The sequence below is a fragment of the Cellulomonas sp. WB94 genome, assembly GCF_003115775.1.
Classification (GTDB): domain Bacteria; phylum Actinomycetota; class Actinomycetes; order Actinomycetales; family Cellulomonadaceae; genus Cellulomonas_A.
Genome location: NZ_QEES01000002.1, coordinates 247,131 through 265,487 on the forward strand (window position 1 = coordinate 247,131; position 18,357 = coordinate 265,487).

18 protein-coding genes and 1 other RNA gene are annotated in these 18,357 nt (G+C 67.7%); 8 read left to right on the forward strand and 11 right to left on the reverse strand.

Annotation, left to right across the window (positions count from 1 at the left end; all coding sequences use genetic code 11):
- The first annotated feature begins 420 nt into the window (after positions 1 to 420).
- Entirely contained in the window at positions 421 to 1,101 is a 681-nt protein-coding gene (locus DDP54_RS02305) for a DUF2625 family protein (RefSeq protein WP_109130384.1), read from the forward strand.
- 57 nt (positions 1,102 to 1,158) lie between these two features.
- Here the strand turns inward: DDP54_RS02305 and DDP54_RS02310 are convergent, their stop codons facing one another.
- A complete protein-coding gene (locus DDP54_RS02310; RefSeq protein ID WP_109130385.1) occupies positions 1,159 to 1,536 on the reverse strand; it encodes a hypothetical protein in 378 nt (125 codons plus the stop codon).
- Positions 1,537 to 1,589: 53 nt separating this feature from the next.
- Between DDP54_RS02310 and DDP54_RS02315 the strand changes: the two genes are divergently transcribed.
- Complete coding sequence (locus DDP54_RS02315; RefSeq protein ID WP_109130386.1) at positions 1,590 to 2,822, forward strand: IS256 family transposase; 1,233 nt, start codon at positions 1,590 to 1,592, stop codon at positions 2,820 to 2,822.
- Between the two features lie 657 nt (positions 2,823 to 3,479).
- Here DDP54_RS02315 and DDP54_RS02325 read toward each other — a convergent pair.
- On the reverse strand, positions 3,480 to 4,946 hold the full coding sequence (locus tag DDP54_RS02325; RefSeq protein ID WP_109132285.1) for a DUF4041 domain-containing protein: 1,467 nt from the start codon (positions 4,944 to 4,946) through the stop codon (positions 3,480 to 3,482).
- A gap of 289 nt (positions 4,947 to 5,235) precedes the next feature.
- Here DDP54_RS02325 and DDP54_RS02330 point away from each other — a divergent pair, with 289 nt between their 5' ends.
- From DDP54_RS02330 to DDP54_RS02335, 3 genes are all read left to right on the forward strand, one after another.
- A complete protein-coding gene (locus tag DDP54_RS02330; RefSeq protein WP_197711284.1) occupies positions 5,236 to 6,834 on the forward strand; it encodes an IS110 family transposase in 1,599 nt (532 codons plus the stop codon).
- 37 nt (positions 6,835 to 6,871) lie between these two features.
- Positions 6,872 to 7,042 carry a hypothetical protein gene (locus DDP54_RS18320; protein WP_197711285.1) on the forward strand — a complete coding sequence of 57 codons (171 nt, stop codon included), beginning with the start codon at positions 6,872 to 6,874 and terminating at the stop codon, positions 7,040 to 7,042.
- A 160-nt stretch (positions 7,043 to 7,202) separates the two neighbouring features.
- On the forward strand, positions 7,203 to 7,508 hold the full coding sequence (locus DDP54_RS02335; RefSeq protein WP_109130388.1) for a helix-turn-helix domain-containing protein: 306 nt from the start codon (positions 7,203 to 7,205) through the stop codon (positions 7,506 to 7,508).
- 152 nt (positions 7,509 to 7,660) lie between these two features.
- On the opposite strand, the gene DDP54_RS02340 is transcribed toward DDP54_RS02335, so the two are convergent.
- A complete protein-coding gene (locus DDP54_RS02340; RefSeq protein WP_158274433.1) occupies positions 7,661 to 8,395 on the reverse strand; it encodes a type IV toxin-antitoxin system AbiEi family antitoxin in 735 nt (244 codons plus the stop codon).
- A gap of 297 nt (positions 8,396 to 8,692) precedes the next feature.
- On the opposite strand from DDP54_RS02340, the gene DDP54_RS02345 reads away from it, so the two are divergent.
- Positions 8,693 to 9,382, forward strand: coding sequence for a nuclease-related domain-containing protein (locus DDP54_RS02345; RefSeq protein WP_242448170.1), 690 nt, complete (start codon positions 8,693 to 8,695; stop codon positions 9,380 to 9,382).
- A gap of 21 nt (positions 9,383 to 9,403) precedes the next feature.
- Here DDP54_RS02345 and DDP54_RS02350 read toward each other — a convergent pair whose 3' ends face one another.
- The 3 genes from DDP54_RS02350 to DDP54_RS02360 form a co-directional block, all read right to left on the reverse strand.
- A complete protein-coding gene (locus DDP54_RS02350) occupies positions 9,404 to 9,925 on the reverse strand; it encodes a hypothetical protein (protein ID WP_158274434.1) in 522 nt (173 codons plus the stop codon).
- A 206-nt stretch (positions 9,926 to 10,131) separates the two neighbouring features.
- Positions 10,132 to 10,803 (reverse strand): helix-turn-helix domain-containing protein, encoded by a 672-nt coding sequence (locus tag DDP54_RS02355; protein ID WP_109130391.1) that lies wholly within the window; start codon positions 10,801 to 10,803, stop codon positions 10,132 to 10,134.
- A gap of 256 nt (positions 10,804 to 11,059) precedes the next feature.
- Positions 11,060 to 11,302: a hypothetical protein gene (locus DDP54_RS02360; protein ID WP_146192341.1), complete on the reverse strand. Its 243-nt coding sequence runs from the start codon at positions 11,300 to 11,302 to the stop codon at positions 11,060 to 11,062.
- Between the two features lie 125 nt (positions 11,303 to 11,427).
- On the opposite strand from DDP54_RS02360, the gene DDP54_RS02365 reads away from it, so the two are divergent.
- On the forward strand, positions 11,428 to 13,443 hold the full coding sequence (locus DDP54_RS02365) for an AAA family ATPase (RefSeq protein WP_158274435.1): 2,016 nt from the start codon (positions 11,428 to 11,430) through the stop codon (positions 13,441 to 13,443).
- Between the two features lie 705 nt (positions 13,444 to 14,148).
- Here DDP54_RS02365 and DDP54_RS02375 read toward each other — a convergent pair.
- The 4 genes from DDP54_RS02375 to ssrA all read right to left on the reverse strand — a co-directional run bounded on the left by DDP54_RS02375 (position 14,149) and on the right by ssrA (position 16,520).
- Positions 14,149 to 14,460 carry a hypothetical protein gene (locus tag DDP54_RS02375; RefSeq protein ID WP_109130395.1) on the reverse strand — a complete coding sequence of 104 codons (312 nt, stop codon included), beginning with the start codon at positions 14,458 to 14,460 and terminating at the stop codon, positions 14,149 to 14,151.
- Position 14,461: 1 nt separating this feature from the next.
- The gene (locus tag DDP54_RS02380) at positions 14,462 to 14,674 is read right to left on the reverse strand and encodes a hypothetical protein (RefSeq protein WP_197711286.1); all 213 of its coding nucleotides are present in this window, start codon (positions 14,672 to 14,674) and stop codon (positions 14,462 to 14,464) included.
- Between the two features lie 218 nt (positions 14,675 to 14,892).
- Complete coding sequence (locus DDP54_RS02385; protein ID WP_109130396.1) at positions 14,893 to 16,077, reverse strand: site-specific integrase; 1,185 nt, start codon at positions 16,075 to 16,077, stop codon at positions 14,893 to 14,895.
- A gap of 76 nt (positions 16,078 to 16,153) precedes the next feature.
- Positions 16,154 to 16,520, reverse strand: a transfer-messenger RNA (tmRNA) gene (gene ssrA / locus DDP54_RS02390).
- Between the two features lie 144 nt (positions 16,521 to 16,664).
- Between ssrA and DDP54_RS02395 the strand changes: the two genes are divergently transcribed.
- The gene (locus DDP54_RS02395; RefSeq protein WP_347338489.1) at positions 16,665 to 17,249 is read left to right on the forward strand and encodes a DUF6328 family protein; all 585 of its coding nucleotides are present in this window, start codon (positions 16,665 to 16,667) and stop codon (positions 17,247 to 17,249) included.
- 12 nt (positions 17,250 to 17,261) lie between these two features.
- On the opposite strand, the gene DDP54_RS02400 is transcribed toward DDP54_RS02395, so the two are convergent.
- Positions 17,262 to 18,314 carry an ATP-dependent DNA ligase gene (locus tag DDP54_RS02400; RefSeq protein WP_109130397.1) on the reverse strand — a complete coding sequence of 351 codons (1,053 nt, stop codon included), beginning with the start codon at positions 18,312 to 18,314 and terminating at the stop codon, positions 17,262 to 17,264.
- Between the last annotated feature and the right edge of the window lie 43 nt (positions 18,315 to 18,357).

Sequence of the window (18,357 nt, forward strand, 5' to 3'; positions counted from 1 at the left end):
CGAATCTGCGGCTCAGCCGACGTTTTGGCGGATCTTGTTGACGGCGTCAACGGCGTCGAGACCCCCGTGGAGAGTGACTTGCCTCCCGCCTACGGGCGATTCTGCCGTTCTCAGTCGGTTTCGAAACGATTCGAACGCGCCCTTTCTGTTGACACTGTCAACAGCACACCGGTCTGCGCCCCTGCCCGGCGCCCTCGTGCGGCGCATCGTCGAAGCGCGCCGAACTGAGATCGACGCGGAGGCACGACCGGCGAGCCGGCGCGCCAATGCCGGCCGTGCCGCGAACGACGCGGACCGAGCCCGACGGATGACGAGCACGTTCTCCGGCTCAGCCCGAGGAGCGGACGGCCGTCATGATCGGGCAGGCGTCCCTGCCCTCAATGCGGCAGATACGGGCGTTTCTCTTGCGAGGATGGGCGGGTGCAGCGTCGATCGGCAGATGAGCTCGCGGCCGTGGATGACCCGGCATGGCCAGCGGTGTCGAGCCTGCTCGACAGAGTGAGAACGGCGACGGCGCTCGAGGTGGATCCCGAGCGCGGGCGACGCGTGCTGTTCAGCCTTCAGGTGACGGCGCGCTCCTACCTGGGAGCCCTCGCCCTGAACACGGGGGGCATCCTCGCCGACCACGGCTGGTTCCGGTTGCTCGGGGGCGGGAGCGATCACCTGGATGACGTTGCCTCTGTCAACAACCTGGACGGTAGAAGGGGAACTCACCAGCCGCCGCCGTTCCTGCTTGTCGGGTTCGACGCTCTCGGCGGGCGGTTCGCCATCGACGGTGGCGGGCTGGGAGTCGCTGCCGGCGAGGTCTGCTACTTCGGGCCGGACACCTTGTCGTGGGGCGGTCTAGGAGGGGGCCACGCGGACTTCGTCACCGCCGCGATCTCCGGTGCGTTGTCGCAGACGTTCGCTCCCTTGCGATGGTCGGGTTGGCAGGATGAGGTCGCCGCGCTTCGCGCTGACCAAGGTCTGTCCATCTACCCGCCGCCGTTCAGTCGCGAAGGGCAGGACATCGCCGCCGCCAGCAGGCGTGCCGTGCCGGTTCGTGAGCTCGTCTACTTCTACGACGAAGCCGCCCGCCAGTTGGGCGCGCCCTCCGCCTGAGCGCACCATCAGCGGCAGATCCGGGCGAATCTTGCACGCTGAGGCAGTGCCCTCAGATCACACCCTGGCTGCCTGGGCGCGGACCCACGCATCGAACCGCTCGGCATTCTCACGCTGGCTCGGGATCACATTGCTCAGCGCGTAGGCGAGCTGAGATTCGAGCGCGTCGGACGCCCCGTCGTCCATGAGCAAGAGCGCTTCCGCACGGGCGAAGAAGACCCCGAAGTTCGAGCGCTTCATCTGGCCCAGATCTCCCTCGCGCAGCCGCGACATCATGGCCTCGCGAGAGAACATGTCCTCCATCACCAGCCAACCGGCCCGGTCCAGCTGCGTGATCATGTCCGCGACCGCCACCCGGGCCGACGCGGTGGCGTCCCGTGAGGTGGTGTAGTTCTCGATCTTCTTCGTCGTGGTGACCACGACGGAGAAGGCCATCGTGCGATGGTCGGTGAGACCGGACTAGGGAACTCACGGAAGGACATCGCACGATGGCTATGGACCAGTCTGCCCTGCTCGACCTGCTCGCCGCATTGAAGGACACCGACGTCAGCGACCGGATCCGGACCGCGACCGAGCACCTGTATCAAGAGCTGATCGACGCCGAGGCGACCGCGGTGATCGGCGCCGGCCCCTGGCAGCGCACGCAGGCCCGCACGGCGTTGCGCAACGGGTCGCGGGACCGGGTGTTGACGACCACGGCCGGGGACCTGGACCTGCGGATCCCCAAGCTGCGCACCGGGTCGTTCTTCCCGTCCTTGCTCGAGCGGCGCCGCCGGGTCGACCAGGCACTGTTCGCGGTCGTGATGGAGGCCTACCTGCACGGGGTCAGCACCAGGAAGGTCGACGACCTGGTCAGGGCCCTGGGGGCCGACACCGGGATCTCCAAGAGTGAGGTCTCCCGGATCTGCGCGGGCCTGGACGAGGAGGTCTCGGCGTTCCGTGACCGGTCCCTGGCCGACGCGGGGTTCCCCTACGTGTTCCTGGACGCGACGTACTGCAAGGCCAGGGTCGGGCGCCGGGTGGTGTCCCAGGCCGTGGTCATCGCCACCGGGGTCCGCGCCGACGGGCACCGTGAGGTCCTCGGCTTCGACGTCGGAGACTCCGAGAACGGCGCCTTCTGGACCAGCTTCCTGCGCTCGCTCAAGGCCCGCGGGCTGGGCGGTGTGGCGCTGGTCATCTCCGACGCCCACGAGGGCCTGAAGACCGCGATCGCCTCGGTCCTGCTCGGCTCGTCCTGGCAACGCTGCCGGGTCCACTTCACCCGCAACGTCCTCGACGCGGTGTCCAAGACGAACGCCGAGATGGTCGCCGCCGCGATCCGCACGATCTTCGCCCAACCCGACGCCGCCCACGTCGCCGAGCAGTTCGAAGTCATCGCGACCATGCTGACCCGCTCCCACCCGAAGGTCGGGCACATGCTCACCGACGCCCGCGAGGACCTGCTCGCCTTCACCGCGTTCCCCGCCAGCCACTGGAAGAAGATCTGGTCGACCAACCCCCTGGAACGACTGAACAAGGAGGTCAAACGCCGCACCGACGTCGTGGGGGTCTTCCCCAACCCCGCCGCCCTGCTGCGCCTGGCCGGCGCCGTCCTGGTCGAGGCCCACGACGAATGGGCCGCCACCGACCGCCGCTACCTATCCGAGAACTCCATGGCCCAACTCGCCACCATGACCCTGACGACCCAGGAGGTGGACCACACCGAACTCCTCACGGCATGATCTGAGCACTGACCCGCACGGTGTCGAGAAACTCCACCACTCAGCGGGACGTCACCGGCCGACGCCGCGTCCGAGACTTCCCACCAGCCGTCGGTGCCTGCGGGAGTGCCTTCTGGGTGGAGTCGCTCGCGGTACAGCCCGAGCGACTCCGACACGGACTTGGGCATGCGCGCGCCGAGCCACTCCGCCATCCACCTCAGCCACGGCTCGGGAGCGAAGCTGAGGTTCACGACGCACGGGAGGCGCTCGGCGCTACTGAACGACGATGACTGCACGTTGACCACGGCCCAGTCGCCAGCTTCCGACGCCCTTCTCCAGCTCGGCGGCGAGCCCTCGTATCCGTGGCGGCGGGCTTCCGGCCCCAGCTGGTCGCGGAGCGCGGCTTTCAGGTCATCCTGCGCGGTCACATGCGCAGGATGCCACGCCGCTCGCGCCCCCATCCGCTCATCGGCCATGACCGGACGGTCGCGCTGCTGTGGCCGGCCGGCGCCGTCGCGCGCCCGAAGGGCCCTCCCTTTCAGCCTTGAGCCGACATGACAACAGCAGTTGCCACGAATGCCAGAAGTGTCATGGACCCTTCGCCTCTGCTCGGACAACCGGAGTTGCCGCTGGCGCACCCGAAGGAGTCGACGGGCGTGTGCCGAGCCTGGCGGCACCTCACTCGTCAGGAGTCTGGGCCGCGGACAGTTCTCGAGACGCGCGGAACTCGTCGGCCATCGCCTCCGTCCGGTACTCGACCACGGCTACGTTGTGCTCGCGTAGGGCCTCGAGCACCTCAGCTGGTGTGGCGTAGAAGAACTCGCGGCGAAGGTTGATCCGGTTGACCCGCTGGTTGGCGAAGTTGCGGTGGAGCATCGCCTCGATCCCATAGGCGTCCTCGGAGAAGAAGAGCGCGTGCACGTCGAAGTTGAACGGAACCGATGCGTCGGAAAGTTCGCGGATGCGGTCCATCGGATCCAGCCGGCGTGTCATACCGATCTTGACGACATGCTCACCCATGGAACCGAGGTTGGAGATCACGTAGACGTAGCCGGCGCGGACGTTCGCCGCCCGGTAGTCAACGTCGGCGATCGACTTGTCGATCTCCTCGAGCTTGGCGCGCAACTCAGCCGCGCCGGCGTCGTCGCCTCGAGCCTCCAGGGCAGCCAGAGCGTTGGCGTAGTGCTCACGCTCCTTATCCAGCTTCTCGCGCTCCCGACGCAGTTCCTCCTCGGCACGCTTTGCCTCGCGAAGCTCCTCGCGGTGTGCCCGCTCAGCCTCCTTCTCGGCCTGGAGCGCCGCCAAGTGTCGCGCGGCGAGCTCAAGCTCCTGTATCCGCAGCCGGTGATACTCGCCGGTGATGCTCAGCGAGATCATCTGGCCGTTCTTCGAGACGCGTTCGGCAGCCTTCTCCAGCCGCGCCTTCGCGGTGCTCAGTCCACCCGCCTTGACGGTCTTGATTGCGTTCTCCGCCTCGGCGTTGTAGGCGGCGAGCATCATCTTCGACATCTCGTTGATGAACTGTCGACCCTTGGCCGCCGAGTTGTTGAACGTGAAGTTGGAGACCGCGCTGGTCGCCCGCTTGCCAGTGACGCAGTTGCGGATCTCGACGCGCACCGCCGAGAGATCTGCGCCGAGCCGCGCTGAAGCCTCCGCGGGATGCTCGAAGTCGTAGAGACCGAACTCCTGGACGTCAATGGCGTTGCGGACGTCGAGGGATTGTCGACGCAGGTCCTCGAGTTCGCGTTGGGCGGCCACCACGTCGGCGCCGACGCGCGCGAGCTCATCGCGCGCATCGGACGCCTTGATCTGGATCTCTACGAGCTCAAGGGCGCCAGTCTCCGCAAGCGTCGCGCGAAGCCGCTCGACTTCCTCGGCCAGGTCGTGGGCGGCAGCGCGAGCGCCGAAGAGACCTACCTTGCGGCGGGCAGGCTCGGACGTGTCGGCAGTCACGGGCGCGGACGGTGGAGCGGGTGAGATTGACTGGGGCGTGGGTGATGACGGCTGCGTCGGCAGGCTCGGCGGCGCAGCCGCATGAGGCCTCGCCTGCTGAACGTGCTCTGTCCAACGCTGTCCGTCCCACCAACGAACGAATGATGCGTTCTGAGGGTCGGGGTACCAGTCCGGCGGCGTCGGCGAGCTCATGGTCCGCACCGTATCGGGGTACGAGATGCTCCGTGGTGGTTCGAGCGCCGGGACCGCATCGAGGTGCAAGACGAGTAAGGGGCACGGGCTTGGTCGTTCGGTCGGTGGGATGAGAATGGTGGGGTCGCCCGGCGACGTCGCATGACTCTGGTGCGGTTGAGCCCGCAGATGAGTACGACGCGGGGGCTCGGGGTGTGTCGCATTGTTGCCGTTGAGCACGCGGGTCTGTCTCCGACCGCAAGGGCCCCTCCGGGCGGCGCCTGTCGCCGAGCTCTCGGAGGTGGTCGTGATGGAAGTGCTGGTTGAGCGGGTCGCTGGTCTGGACATCGGCAAGAAGATCGTCGTGGTCTGTGTGCGCACGTCCGGGCCCGGGGGCAGGCGGGTCTCCGAGACGCGCACGTTCCGCACGATGACCCGGTCGCTGGGGTTGATGGCCGACTGGCTGGTCGAGTGCGGGGTCGAGCTGGCGGCGATGGAGTCGACCTCGACGTACTGGAAGCCGGTGCTGTACTGCCTCGAAGAGCGGATGACGACCTGGCTGCTGAACGCGGCGCACATCAAGGCCGTGCCGGGACGCAAGTCCGACGTGCGGGATGCGGAGTGGATCGCTCAGCTGCTCGAGCATGGCCTGGTCGCTCCGTCGTTCGTCCCCGAGGCCCCGGTGCGCCGGCTGCGGAACCTGACCCGCTACCGGTTGCAGCTGCAAGGCGACCGGACCCGTGATGCCGGCCGGCTGGAGAAGTTGTTGGAGGACGCCTCGATCAAGATCTCCGCGGTCGCGTCGAACATCACCGGGACGTCCTCACGGGCGATGCTGTCCGCGTTGGTCGACGGGCAGCGCGATCCGGTGGTGATGGCCGACCTGGCGCGCACCAAGCTGCGCCGCAAGATCCCCGACCTGGTCGAGGCCCTGACGGGGCACTTCGATGACCACCACGCGCTGATCGTGGGTCAGCTGCTGGCCCGTATTGCCGCGACCGAGCAAGCCCTCGCCGACCTGGATTTGCACCTGGAGGTCGCGATGGCTCCCTGGGCGCACGAGATTGACCTGCTGACCACCATCCCGGGGGTCGGGCGGTTGGTCGCCTGGACGTTCATCGCCGAGACCGGTGGGGACATGTCTCGGTTCCCCAGCCCCGGACACCTGGCTTCTTGGGCGGGGGTCGCACCCGCGATGCATGAGTCCGCCGGGCGTCGCCAACCGGTCGGCACCCGGCACGGGAACAGGTTCTTGACCTCGATGCTCGTCGAGGCCGCGCAGTCTGCCTCCCACACGAAGGACACCTATCTCGCCAGCCAGTTCGCGCACCTGACCTCTCGGCGCGGGCACAACCGTGCCGCGGTCGCGGTCGCGCACTCCATCCTCGTCTCGGCTTACTGGATGCTGGTCGCGACCAGACCTATGACGACCTCGGACCGGGCTGGCTCACCGACCACGCGGCCGAACAAGCCCGCACCCGCCGCCTGGTCAACCAGCTCGAGGCCCTCGGCCACACCGTCGTCCTCGACCCCGTCGCCTGACGGACCCTCCCCATCAACGACCATCCGGGCTCCGCCCGGAGCGGTCGCGCGCCCGCTTCCGGACATTCTCGGGTCAGTCCCGACCTCTCCTTCCTGTCATGACAACCGTGGTTGTCGACGTGGACGACATCTTCTCCCCTCGATTCGCCTACCTACTGGTAGGAGCGAGCGATCGGAGGTTCACGATGGGCAAGGGACAGCGTGTTCGTGCGAGTCGGGCCAGTCGGGCGGACGAGGAGGCGGCAGCACCGCGCGGCGCCGCCTTCGGGCTCGGGTTGGGCGGGCTTCGACCGGCAGCGAGGGCCGCCTCAGCGCCGACTTCCGTCCGAAGCCGAGACGGCGCGACGACGGACCAACTCCAGGCTGATCGGGTACGCGCCGGGCTCGCGGACCTCAGCGGTCTGGTGGTCGCGCACGTCGAGCTTCACCGCGAGCTGCACGCACTGGACGAGGAGATCGCGACCGCGGTGGGTCACCTGCGCGTCGATGGCGCGAGCTGGGTGCAGATCGGCGCCGCCCTCGGGATCAGCCGGCAGGGCGCCCGCCAGCGGTTCGGCACGCGCGTAGGCCGGTAGGGCGTCCGCGCGCACCTCTCGGCTCCGACGTCCGGCATGTTGTGCACCAGCGCGCCTACCTGCCTGCAGCAGGACTGCGCGCGGGTGGGCGAGTACATCTTCTCAAGCCTTCTCGCACACCTGTCGTTGAGGAGCGCGTCAAGCGGAGGGCGGTTGAGCGATGACTGACTACGTGACCCTGAGCCCGGAGGACGTCGCCGAGACGCTGGGCACGTCGTCGTGGTGGGTGCGCGAGCAAGCGCGTCGCGGGCGGATCCCCCACCTACGCCTCGGCAAAGGCAGGATCCGGCTGCTGCCCGAGCACGTCGACGCCCTGGTCGCGCTGTTCACCGTCGAGTGCGGCCAGGTTCCCGCGCAGCCCGCCGCTGGTGCGTCATCGGACCTGACTGCTCTCGGAGCAACGTCGAAGTCATTGACGGCTCACCGGCGGCGCCCGCACGTGCAGGGCGACGGACGGCTCTTCTGACGGCGAGCTCTAGGCGATGACGGGCGAATGACGGCTTCGGGGCGCCGGCGCTGGATGCGCGAAAGGCAACTCCTGGCGCGAAGGTTGACGACCCTCGGGCGCGTGTGCGGCCTCGCGGCCAAATCACGAAGTGAGGAAGCTCCCGGCCGTGGTCATCGATTCGCCGCCACTCGCTCGTACGTCGCGCGCATGCGCTGGTGAGCGGAGATCTTCTCCAGGGCCGCCGGATCGCTCCATGGCCACAGAGCGTCAATCGCCTCCTGGGTGTCGAGATCCTCGGCGCGTGGATCGGCGCGAGCGAGGTCGAGCAGCGTCTGCTCGCGGGTTGTGACCAGGACCTGGCCCAGGTCAGTGGTCATGGCTACGGCGTCGAGCGCTGCGCCGTCGCGCATCACGAACCGGACCTCGCCGTCGCGGTCCGCCAGAAGGAGGGGTCGACGCTGCGCCGGGACCGCGACATACCCGGTCCCGATCGCACGAGGCAGGGCGCGATGCATGCGCGCGGCGGTCAGCCCCGTCAGCACGGGGACTCGGTCCCCGACCAGAGCGGTCGCGATGGCAGCCGTTGCGGCCTCGATCGTCGGCCGCCAGGCGTCGCCGACGTACTCGGGCGGCACGGCACAGTAGATGCCGTGGGCAAGGCGGTGCACAACACCACGACGCTCGAGGATCGCGAGCTGGGGCCCCGGGTGGCTGTAGACGCCAGCGAGATTCACCGCTCGCACCGTTCGCATCGGCGCCCGGGCGATGAGCCGCAGGACCTCCCGCTCTCTGTTCATCATGTGAAGGTTAGTCAACCCGACTACGAAGTACATAGCTAAATGCGATGTCTCGTCGCACGCCGGCGGCCGAAGGCTCGGCCCGTCGGCACTGGTCTGGGCAGCCACTCGGCGCGCCAGGCTGCTGGACGTCGTGACCGCAGCAGCCCCCTTCAGTCGTCCGCACCATCGACCGATGCACCCTGGGTGACCAGCAACGCCGATGAGGGCTCATCCACGGCGAAGGTGATGCGCCTGCGGTACGCGGGGCACTGCCGGACATGCGCGTTGGCCCTGCCTGCGGGCACCACCGCCGCGTACGACCGGGCCACCAAGACCGTGCAGTGCCTTGGGTGCGCAGCATCACCAACCCCGACCGCACAGCCCGTGATGGCACCTGCCGAGTCATCCACCCGTGCTTTCGAGGTGGCCTCTCCTTACGAGGAGGAGCCCGAGATCGTCGCCGGCAGGGCGGGCGCCTCGGCACGACGCGAGTACGAGCGTCGAAGCGCGAAGCGCGAGGAACGCGTCCGAGCCGCGCACCCCAAGATCGGCGGGTTCCTTCTCGCGATCTCTGAAGAGCCGCAGAGCACCACGGCCTGGGCGGTCGGCGCTCGCGGTGAGGCCCTGCTCGGAAGGAGCCTCGATGGGCTCGCCTCGCGCGGTGTGCGCGTGCTCCACGACCGTCGCATCCCGCGGACCAGGGCCAACATCGATCACATCGCGGTCTCGTCGTCCGGAGTCTTCGTCATCGACGCGAAGCGGTACTCGGGCCGGCCCATGAAGCAGTCTGTCGGCGGCCTGTTCCGCCCCAGGGTCACGTTCCTCACGGTCGCAGGACGCAACCAGACCAAGCTCGTCGACGGGGTGCACAAGCAGGTGGGCCTGGTCCGGGACGCGCTCGACGACGCCGGGTTCGCCGGGGTGCCCGTACGGGGGATGTTGTGCTTCATCGAGGCGAACTGGCCGCTCATCGGCGGCTCCTTCGTCATCGACGGTGTCGACGTCCTGTGGCCGAAGAAGGCCGCTGAGCTTCTGCTCGCGCCCGGCGGTCTCGACGAAGCAGTGACGGCGTACCTTCACCGCACCCTGGCGACGGCGTTCCCAGCTGCCTGACTCGCGCTGCCTCAACGGCCCCTACGTCGACAGGATGCGAAGCGTGTCCTGGCCGCGCTGGCGCGCGTCATCGGGCAGAAGGAGCCACGCGTCGTTGAGCGGGTCGCTGAGTGCGTCGCGCAGGTGGCGAAGCCGTCGTCGGTCCGATCCCTGCAGGCGCGCGAGCTCGCGCCGGTGGTCGGTGATGAGCGAAGCGAGCAGAGCGCTGTCGCGCAGGTGCCGGGCGCGGTCGCGACTGTCGGCCATGTGCGCGGCAGCCTTGAGCACGAGGGCGCCGAGCAGGTCAGGCACAGTCAGCTCCGTCGTGCCGCGATCGTGCTCGATGACCATCTGCTGGGAGCGGGCAAGTGCCTGGGCTCCACCGTCCACTGCCATGAGTGGGTGGCGGTGCAGACGTAGTCGTGACCGCTGTGGCAGGTGATCGGCGACGAGGATGTCGATGACGTCGCCCCCTCGGCGCAGTCGATGGACGGGCGAGTCCGGCCATCCCGGCTCGACCACCTCGAAACCTCGTCCGATCAGCAGAGCTGCGACCGCGGCCATGCTGACTCCGGCCGCCATGACGTCGACAAGGGCGTCGACGTCATGTGTCGGACGCACTTCGGCGACACCGGCGGCTCTCGCGTGCAGCTGCACCATCAGCCCGCCCACAAGCACCCACGAAGCCGCGGGCAACGTGGCGGCGACCTCGATGACCAGGTGCCAAGGCGGGGCCCAACCGCCCGGAGGAGCGGTGACTCGCATCACCGTCATTGCAGGAGCCCCTCGAGAACACGGAGGCCAGCAGAGCGTTCTCGAACCTCGAGCGACTCGGCAAGATCCGCTGCGACCACGGCACGTGGCATCTCGTCCCGGTCCCCGATCGGCAAGGATCGTAGCGGCGCCGTGCGTAGCGTCACGTTGCCGCGAAAATCCTCGACGAGGTGGAACTCACGCACGAGGCCGGCCAGTGCGCCCTCGTCGCAGTAGCCGTCGACGTGCGCGGTGTCGCGGGCCAAGCCGAAGGTCGAGGGCGTCATCGCGCTCGTGCCGGTGCGCACGACCGCTGCCGCCAGTGACTCGAGGAACGAGTCGCTGGCGCGGAATCGGTGGACGGTGGCGCGACGACGGGCCGCATGCAGGAGTCCCTCAGCGTCCAGTGACGCGAGACGTCCCGCGAGGCGGCTGGCGCTGCGTCGGTCGAGCCAGTCCACCTCGAGGCCCGACAATCTCCATAGCGCAGCCCATGACGTGCCCGGCGCCCACGGCCGACCCCGATCGGGCCGCGCTCTCACCAAGGCGTTCAGCGCCAGCGCGTCGACCACCCACGCATCGCCGGCCGTGCGGTTGGCGGGCAGGTCGCCGCGGGCGATGACGCGCTGCACCTGGCGTTGCGAGATCCCGAGTCGCTCGGCAGCTTCGGCTGTGGTGACCTGCGTCATCCATAAATGGTCGCCTACGCGACCTATTATGTCCAGTGCGAGTGGACGACGCGCCCAGCGCGACAAGACGCCAGCGACGCGTCGAGGAGATCGCCTCATCCGCTGTGTAGCTGGTGCTTCGGTGGTTCGTGGCCGCCCACCAGGAGCTCGAGCAGTCCGCGCAGTCGACGAATCCGCGCGGTGATCGCGCGTGAGGTGCCGAGAAGCCCCTACGCCGTCACCAGCTTTCCGCTGCGCGTCCGCATCTGAACGGACTTCACTGCCAGGGCGCCGCCCGGGGAGTCCCACGCAAGGAATCCTTGTCGTAGTTCTTGAGCCTGACCTCGACGACCTCATCCCGGCCGATCCGCCGCGTTCTCACGAAGCTCCGCACGACGACTTCACGATCGGTCACAACGACCCCGACCAGCACCGCACGAACGGCCGCCGCGACGAACAGAGGCAGCATCGCGACTGCCACCCATGTCGGTTCACACCGCCAGTGTGCGGCGGTGATCACAGCGGGTCCGTTGCGCCGCGTCGCGCATGGGACCACATGCGAGGGGCGGCTACCGTTGCGAGGAAAGGCCGGGCCCGGGCCTGAGCAACCCCACTACCACTCATCACGCTGAACGGAGCGCACGAGTGAAGATCGGACGCGTTGCAGTAAAGGGATTCCGCAGCTTGGCGGAGGTGACAATCGACCTCGACGACTACGCCGCGTTCATCGGAGCGAACGGCTCAGGCAAGTCTTCAGTGCTCTACGCGCTCGACTGGTTCTTCAATGGCGGCCAGCTCACCGAGTCGGATGTGCATGGCCACGTCGAGGGACAGTCACTGCCCGACGGTGCGTGCGTGGAGGTTGCCGTCACCCTGACCGACATCTCACGTCACGACCGCGTGCGCCTCGGCCCGTACGGGCGAAGTGAGCGTGCGGAGTTCCGAAAGACCTGGCGCGCCCAGGACGACAAGACGAAGGTGGTGGGCAACGCCAAACAAGGCCCCGGCTTCGCGGAAATCCGCGCGATGACGAAGGTCGGCGATTTCCGCCCTGCCTACGAGGCGCTGCGCAGGTCGCTTGCAGGACTACCCGATCTCGGCAGGCTGGCGGGCAAGCCAGAAATAGAAGCAGTACTTGCGGCGTGGGAGGACAACCCGAGCAACGCAAGCCAGTTCGTCGAGGTGTCTGACGCGGACGCGAACCACATGTTCGGCATCAACGGGCCGAACGTGATCAAGGAGTGTCTACGGTTGATCCTGATCCCGGCGGGCACGAATATTGCAGGCCAGATCGGCGGTTCAGGCAAGGGATCGGCTCTGAGTCAACTCATCGGCGCGGTCATGGCCGATGCGAGTGCGCACGCACAGGCAGAGTGGCTTGCTGAGAACGCGGAAGCCATCGCGAAGCTCAAGTCCAAGGTCAAGGACAGCGTCGAGGCGTCAACCGGCATCCAAGCCCGCCGAATCAACGCTCGGCTGGCGTCACTCGTCCCGAACGCGAGTGTGACACTCACGCCCGAGGTGCCCGACTGGACTCCGAAGGCAGACCCAACGGTGACGACGAGAGTCACTATCGATGGAGTAGCCAACGACGTCTCGCGGCAGGGCCACGGTATCCAGCGAGCCGTCATGATCTCGATGTTCCAAGCACTTGTTCCCGACGAGGAACTAACCCGTGGCCTTCATGCTCCGCTCGAGGGCGAAGACGATGCAGCGGCCGAGCAACGACTTGCCAAAGCGCTTGAGGCCCTACCGAGCCTCGTCGTCTGCGTCGAGGAACCTGAGATCTATCAACACCCGGTTCGCGCACGTTCCTTCGCTCGCACCCTCACGGAGCTGAGCGCGCACGGCAGCGTTCAGATAGTCGTCGCCACGCACAGCCCATATTTCGTTCGGCCGGAGCAGTTCGATTCACTTCGGCGGTTCACGCTTACTGGCGGTGCCACAACTACCGAGCAGGCAACCGTCACCTCAATCGCGCAGCAGACTGGCATTGCCCCCTTGAAGATCAAGAGCGCTGTGGAGCGCATGCTGCCCACTGAGTTCTCCGAGGGCTTCTTCTCCGATGCGGTCGTCTTGGTGGAAGGCCCAACGGATCGCGTGGCAATCGAGGCAATCGCATCGCTGCTCGGCTGCAGTCTCGATGCGCGGGGTACATCCGTACTGGATGTGTCGAGCAAGAGCGCTCTGCACGTGTCGCATGCAATCCTTGCTGCGCTCGGCGTCCCCACTTACATCGTTGTCGATGGTGATGCGCTCGGCGCCGCACGGAAGCACCCAAGCGACGCCGCCAAACAGGCAGAAGTCGATGCGAGTCACAAGCAGGACACCGACAAGATCGTCGCTTGGCTGCCAACATCAACAGCGGTCAGCGGCGCGCTGCCCTACGGTTACGGCAACCCGACCGTTATTGCAGACTGCTTCGCAGTCTGGAACGACGACATCGAGGAAGAACTGCTCGCGTGGGGTAGCTTCTGCGCTCAGGCGAGCGCCTGCGGTGCACCGGTGGGGGCCCGAACGAGCAAGCACCAACTCGCGTACAAGACCGCCGCACTCGCCGCCGACCTGACGGACCTGCCGAATAACCTCCGCGTGGCTGTCGAGACACTGGCCAGGTTCCCCCGCCAACAGACGAGTCAAGCCCCTCAAGTCGACCCATAGGGACAGCGCCGTCGAGTAGTGTGCTGGCACATCGGACGAGCGCGCGAGTCGAGTTCGACGATGTGACCGCGCCGTAGCGTGGACTCTGGGGCACAATCAAGGACTGGAGACAGAACATTGGTTGAGAATCACGACGATGTGCTTTCGGCAATTGCCGACCTCCGCGAGGTCCGAGTCAAGTGGCGGTCAAAGGACGACGGGGGTCAGGTACAGGTTCGCCGTTGCGCGCCCATGGACTATGGACCATCACGTCGCGCGAGCGATCCCGAACCGCGCTACCACTTCTGGGATTTCGAGAGCGACAGCGGTCGAAATCACGTTCTTTCACTACGCGACGATCAGATCGTTGATATCAATATCCTCGACACCAGCTTCGAACCCGCAACATTTGTTACGTGGTCTACGAGCTGGTTCGTCAAGCGAACGACATGGGGGTCCCATAACTAGTCCCCCGTGCCCGAAGCCGTCTGGAAGTTGGCGTTCCCGAAGACCCGATCCGCATACGCGGTTTGGGCGAAGGAGTTGCTGCGATCTCTCCAGCCGTTGACGAAGACGTGAGGCTTCGAGGGCATTTTGGGGCCGAGCCGGAGGTGGCGAGATGGATTGCTTGACACCTGTTGGTGGCGGACCGCCACTCAGCGAGGTTCATCTACCCGCATTCATCTACCCGCGTGCGTCAGGGCGATACGAAACCGGCTCATGTCCTCACCCAGCCCGACGGTCGCGGGCCGTACGGGCGATCAGCCGCTTCAGCTCGGCAACGGGGACCATCTGCTCGTCATCGGCACCTTCAGCGACGTTCTGCTCGATCCACTGGCGCAGCAGCGCCGTCACCTTGACGCCGTCCTTGCGGGCGATGCCGCGGGCCGAGTCGAGAGTAGAAGCGGGCAGTCGGACGGTGATCCCGACCATGGGCTCGCCGACGATCGTGGTATCGAGCTCGGCCTTCTCAAGCTCGGCCGACGTGTCGGCGTTGTCGTAGTGCTCGCGCAGGGCGTCGAGATCGCCAGCGGTCATGTCAGCGTCCCTTCCGGCGGAACGTGCGCCTCTCGGAGTCGTTCAGGTCGCGTGCGGTGACGACGTACGCGCCGCCGTCGTGCGCGGGTGCGATGACGACGAGCAGGTACCGACCGGCGTCCGTCATCGCGAACACGAGGGTCGTCTCGCCGCGACCCGGGGTGATCCAGCGGGGGCGGGTATAGAGCGCCTCCTGGACCTCCTCTGGCGTCACTCCATGCCGGGCGATGTGGTCCTCGGACTCCTCCGTCCAGGTGATGGGCGGAAGAGCCCTTCTAGCGTAACGCGATTCGTCACGCACCACGAGACCCTCCTCATCTCAGCCAGAACAGGTCGCCCGGGCGACCGACTCTTGCTCCGTCATCGGCTCAGCAAAGAGCGTCATCCGACACGCCCGATGACGCTCGCCGTGCGTCATCCACAGAGCTGTCATCACTGAGGTGCTGGCACCGACGTGGTGAGGCCGCTCATCGCCCTCCCGGCGGCGTCCGCCGCCGCCCTCTGCTGATCCGGCATGAGGTGGGCGTAGGTCTCCGTCGTCGTGGTGATCGACTCGTGCCCGAGCCGCCGTTGCAGCACGAACAGGTCCGTCCCCGCGGCGATCATCCAGGACGCGTGCGTGTGCCGCAGGTCGTGCACGCGTGGTCGCTTGGTGAGCCTGGGCGCATCCGGATCCGGCGAACCGTCGGTGCGGCGCGGGTGGCACGCCGCGTCGAGCGCCGGCGTCCACGTCGTCGTCCAGAACCGCGAGGACGAGATCTGCGACCCGACGGTGTTGGTGAACAGCAGCTGGTCCGGCGCCTTCCCCGCCACGAGTGGCAGCAGCACGTCGACCAGGTCGTCGGGCAGCGACACCGTCCGCCGTGCCCGCTTCGTCTTGGGTGGCCCGACGTACCAGTGCCGGTCGGCGTCGCGCTTCCACGCCTTCGTGACCCGTAGGGTCGCCGGCCGCGCCGTCAGGTCGACGTCCCCGGCCGTCAGCGCCGTCGCCTCGCCCCACCGCAGCCCGGTGGCCACGAGCGTCAGCACCAGCGGCTGGTAGTGCGCGGACACCTTCGACAGCAGCAGCCCGAACTCGTCGCGCGTGAGGACCGTCATCTCGTCACGCGTCGCCACCGACTTCGGCAGCTCGACCCCGACGCACGGGTTGTCGGTCCGGTACCCGAGCCGTGTCGCCGTCGTCATCGCCGCCGAGAGCAGCCCGTGCACGTTGGCGATCGTCTTGGGCGCGAGTCCCTTGTCCGTCATCGCCCGCACCCACCCGGCCACGTGCCGGTACGTCAGAGCGCTGACGGGATAGGCCCCGAGGACGGGCGCGATGTGCGCCGTCAGCTGCTGGCGATAGTGCGACCGCGTGTCCGCTCCGACACCTGTGAGCAGGTCGATGTGCTCGGAAATTACCTCGACGACCGTCGGCCCCGGTTTCCGCACCGCCTCGGCAATGCGGGCCGCCTCGGCCGCGTGCCCGCCGGCGGCCTCGATGAGCTCCTTCGCGACACGCGCCTCGCGCTCGTCGTCGTACGTCAGCGACGTCTGGCGCCCCGTCTCAGGATCGCGCCACAGCACCGCGAACGAGCGCGTCCCATCGGCTCGTCGACGCTCCCGCACGCTGGCCATGGACACAAAAATAGCCACCCGTGTCAACGGATGGCTATCCCTGTGTCAACATGACTTGCGTTTCCGCAGGTCAGAGGGGTGGAGGTGGCGGGAATCGAACCCGCGTCCGATAACAGTGAACCAGGACTTCTCCGGGCGCAGCTTGCTGCGCTTTTCTCGGCCCCAACAATCTAGCAAGCGTGCTGCTGACAGGCCCAGCCGTCTAGATGTCCCCACGACGCCGACGGCGAACGTTGCAGGTAAAGCTCTCTAGATGACGCTAGCTACCGAGGCGAGAGCAAACTCGGGCTAACGGACTTCAGGACTCGCTCAGGCGGCGAGTGCGAAGTCGGTGCGGTTTGTATTGGCACCTATTGGTTTTGCGCGGATCGTTAACGAGATAACCGTGCGTCCTCGGCCCGCTTCTCCTGGCTCGACGATCACCGTCGAAACCGATCACCCCCATGTTGAATTTTCAATCGCACGCCCTCCCCGGAGGGGGACCGTGCAGGTCAATCCTACGTGACAACGCCGGCCACAGCGCTCCCATTCCCGGCGACGCCGCCCGCGCCGGCCCGGGCTGGCGGCTGTCGGCGGGCGGGTCGAGCATGAGCACTGAGGCACCGAGCCCACGCCAGGAGGTGACGATGTCGCAGGCCGAGGACCAGCCCGACGACGAGCGCGACGAAGACCCCGGCGACGGCCGGCGCGAGTCCGTCAACCAGCGCATGGACCGCAACTGGTCCGAGCTGCTCCAGGAGCTGCGGGTCACGGAGACCGGCGTGCAGATCCTCACGGGCTTCCTGCTCACCGTGCCGTTCCAGCAACGGTTCACGACCCTCGACGACTACGAGCGCACGGTCTACCTCGGCCTCGTCGTGCTGGCCATCACCGCGACCGGTCTCATCGTCGCGCCGGTGAGCCTGCACCGCGTGCTGTTCCGCCGCCACCTCAAGTCCGAGCTGGTCCACGAGGCCGACCTCATGGCGCGCGGCGGCCTCATGGCCCTGGCTCTGGTCCTCGCCGGCTCGGCCCTGCTCCTGTTCGACATCGTCGTCGGGCGGGCTGCAGGGCTGGTCGCAGGAGCAACTGCACTCGTCTTCTTGGTCCTGGTCTGGCTCCTGGTCCCGCTGCGCCTCGCGCGACGCGCGAGCGCCCAGCGCACGGCGGCTCTCCCGCCGCCGGCACGCTAGCGGCAGCCGTCCTCAGCGAGCCGCGAGGACGTCGGCGAGCGCGAACCCGACGGGCTCCTCGAGCTGCGTGTACGTGCACGACGCCGGGTCGCGGTCCGGCCGCCACCGGCGCAGCTGCGTCGTGTGGCGGAACCGGTCGCCCTCCAGGTGGTCGTAGGCGACCTCCACGACGAGCTCGGGTCGCAGGGGCACGAAGGACAGGTCCTTGCCCGCGTTCCATCGGCTCGTCTCGCCCTCGCGCGGCGTTCGCCCCGTCGCATCGAGGCTCCACGGGTGGCCCGACAGTCCGGTCACGTACGGCGCCAGCTCGGTGAGGAGCTCGCGGCGACGCGCCATCGGGAACGATGCCGCCACCCCGACGGCCGCGAGCGTCCCCTCGTCGGTCCACAGGCCGAGCAGCAGCGAGCCGACCGCGTCCGGACCCGAGACGTGCGGACGATAGCCCGCCACGACGCAGTCGGCTGTGCGCTCGTGCTTGATCTTCGCCATGTTGCGCTTGCCCGGCTGGTAGTGGTCGCCCGGTCGTTTGGCGACGACCCCGTCGAGCCCGGCACCCTCGAACTGCGCGAACCACTCCCCCGCGAGCGCCTCGTCGTCCGTCGACGGGGTCAGGTACACCGAGCCCGTGAACCCGATCGTGTCGTCGAGGATCGCTCGCCGCTCCGCGAACGGGCGCCCGGTCAGGTCGTCGTCCCCCAACGCGAGCACGTCGAAGACGACGAGGAGCGCCGGGGTCTGGCGTGCGAGCAGCTGCACGCGGGAGGCCGCCGGGTGGATCCGCGCCTGCAGCGCCTCGAAGTCGAGTCCGCCGGAGACTCCGGGCACCACGATCTCGCCGTCGACGACGCACCGCGCCGGCAGGTGGGCGAGCGCCGCCTCGACGACCTCGGGGAAGTACCGCTGGATCGGCTTGGTGTTGCGGCTGCCGATCTCGACCTCGTCGCCGTCGCGGAAGAGGATCGCGCGGAAGCCGTCCCACTTGGGCTCGTACCGGTGCCCGACGGGGATCGACGCGACGGCCTTGGCGAGCATCGGGTCCACCGGCGGCATGACGGGCAGGTGCATCGCGCCAGTGTGTCCCGTCGGGCGAACGGTGGCTACCGCTCGG

Excerpts from the sequence above, each read along its gene's own strand:
- DDP54_RS02325 (WP_109132285.1), bottom strand. The coding sequence starts at position 4,946 with ATGAGCTCGCCGACGCCGCCGGACTGGTACCCCGACCCTCAGAACGCA.
- DDP54_RS02385 (WP_109130396.1), bottom strand. The coding sequence starts at position 16,077 with ATGGCCAGCGTGCGGGAGCGTCGACGAGCCGATGGGACGCGCTCGTTC.
- DDP54_RS02400 (WP_109130397.1), bottom strand. The coding sequence starts at position 18,314 with ATGCACCTGCCCGTCATGCCGCCGGTGGACCCGATGCTCGCCAAGGCC.
- DDP54_RS02330 (WP_197711284.1), top strand. The coding sequence starts at position 5,236 with ATGGAAGTGCTGGTTGAGCGGGTCGCTGGTCTGGACATCGGCAAGAAG.
- DDP54_RS02310 (WP_109130385.1), bottom strand. The coding sequence starts at position 1,536 with ATGGCCTTCTCCGTCGTGGTCACCACGACGAAGAAGATCGAGAACTAC.
- DDP54_RS02355 (WP_109130391.1), bottom strand. The coding sequence starts at position 10,803 with ATGACGCAGGTCACCACAGCCGAAGCTGCCGAGCGACTCGGGATCTCG.
- DDP54_RS02375 (WP_109130395.1), bottom strand. The coding sequence starts at position 14,460 with ATGACCGCTGGCGATCTCGACGCCCTGCGCGAGCACTACGACAACGCC.
- DDP54_RS02335 (WP_109130388.1), top strand. The coding sequence starts at position 7,203 with ATGACTGACTACGTGACCCTGAGCCCGGAGGACGTCGCCGAGACGCTG.
- DDP54_RS02395 (WP_347338489.1), top strand. The coding sequence starts at position 16,665 with ATGAGCACTGAGGCACCGAGCCCACGCCAGGAGGTGACGATGTCGCAG.
- DDP54_RS02350 (WP_158274434.1), bottom strand. The coding sequence starts at position 9,925 with ATGGCCGCGGTCGCAGCTCTGCTGATCGGACGAGGTTTCGAGGTGGTC.
- DDP54_RS02315 (WP_109130386.1), top strand. The coding sequence starts at position 1,590 with ATGGCTATGGACCAGTCTGCCCTGCTCGACCTGCTCGCCGCATTGAAG.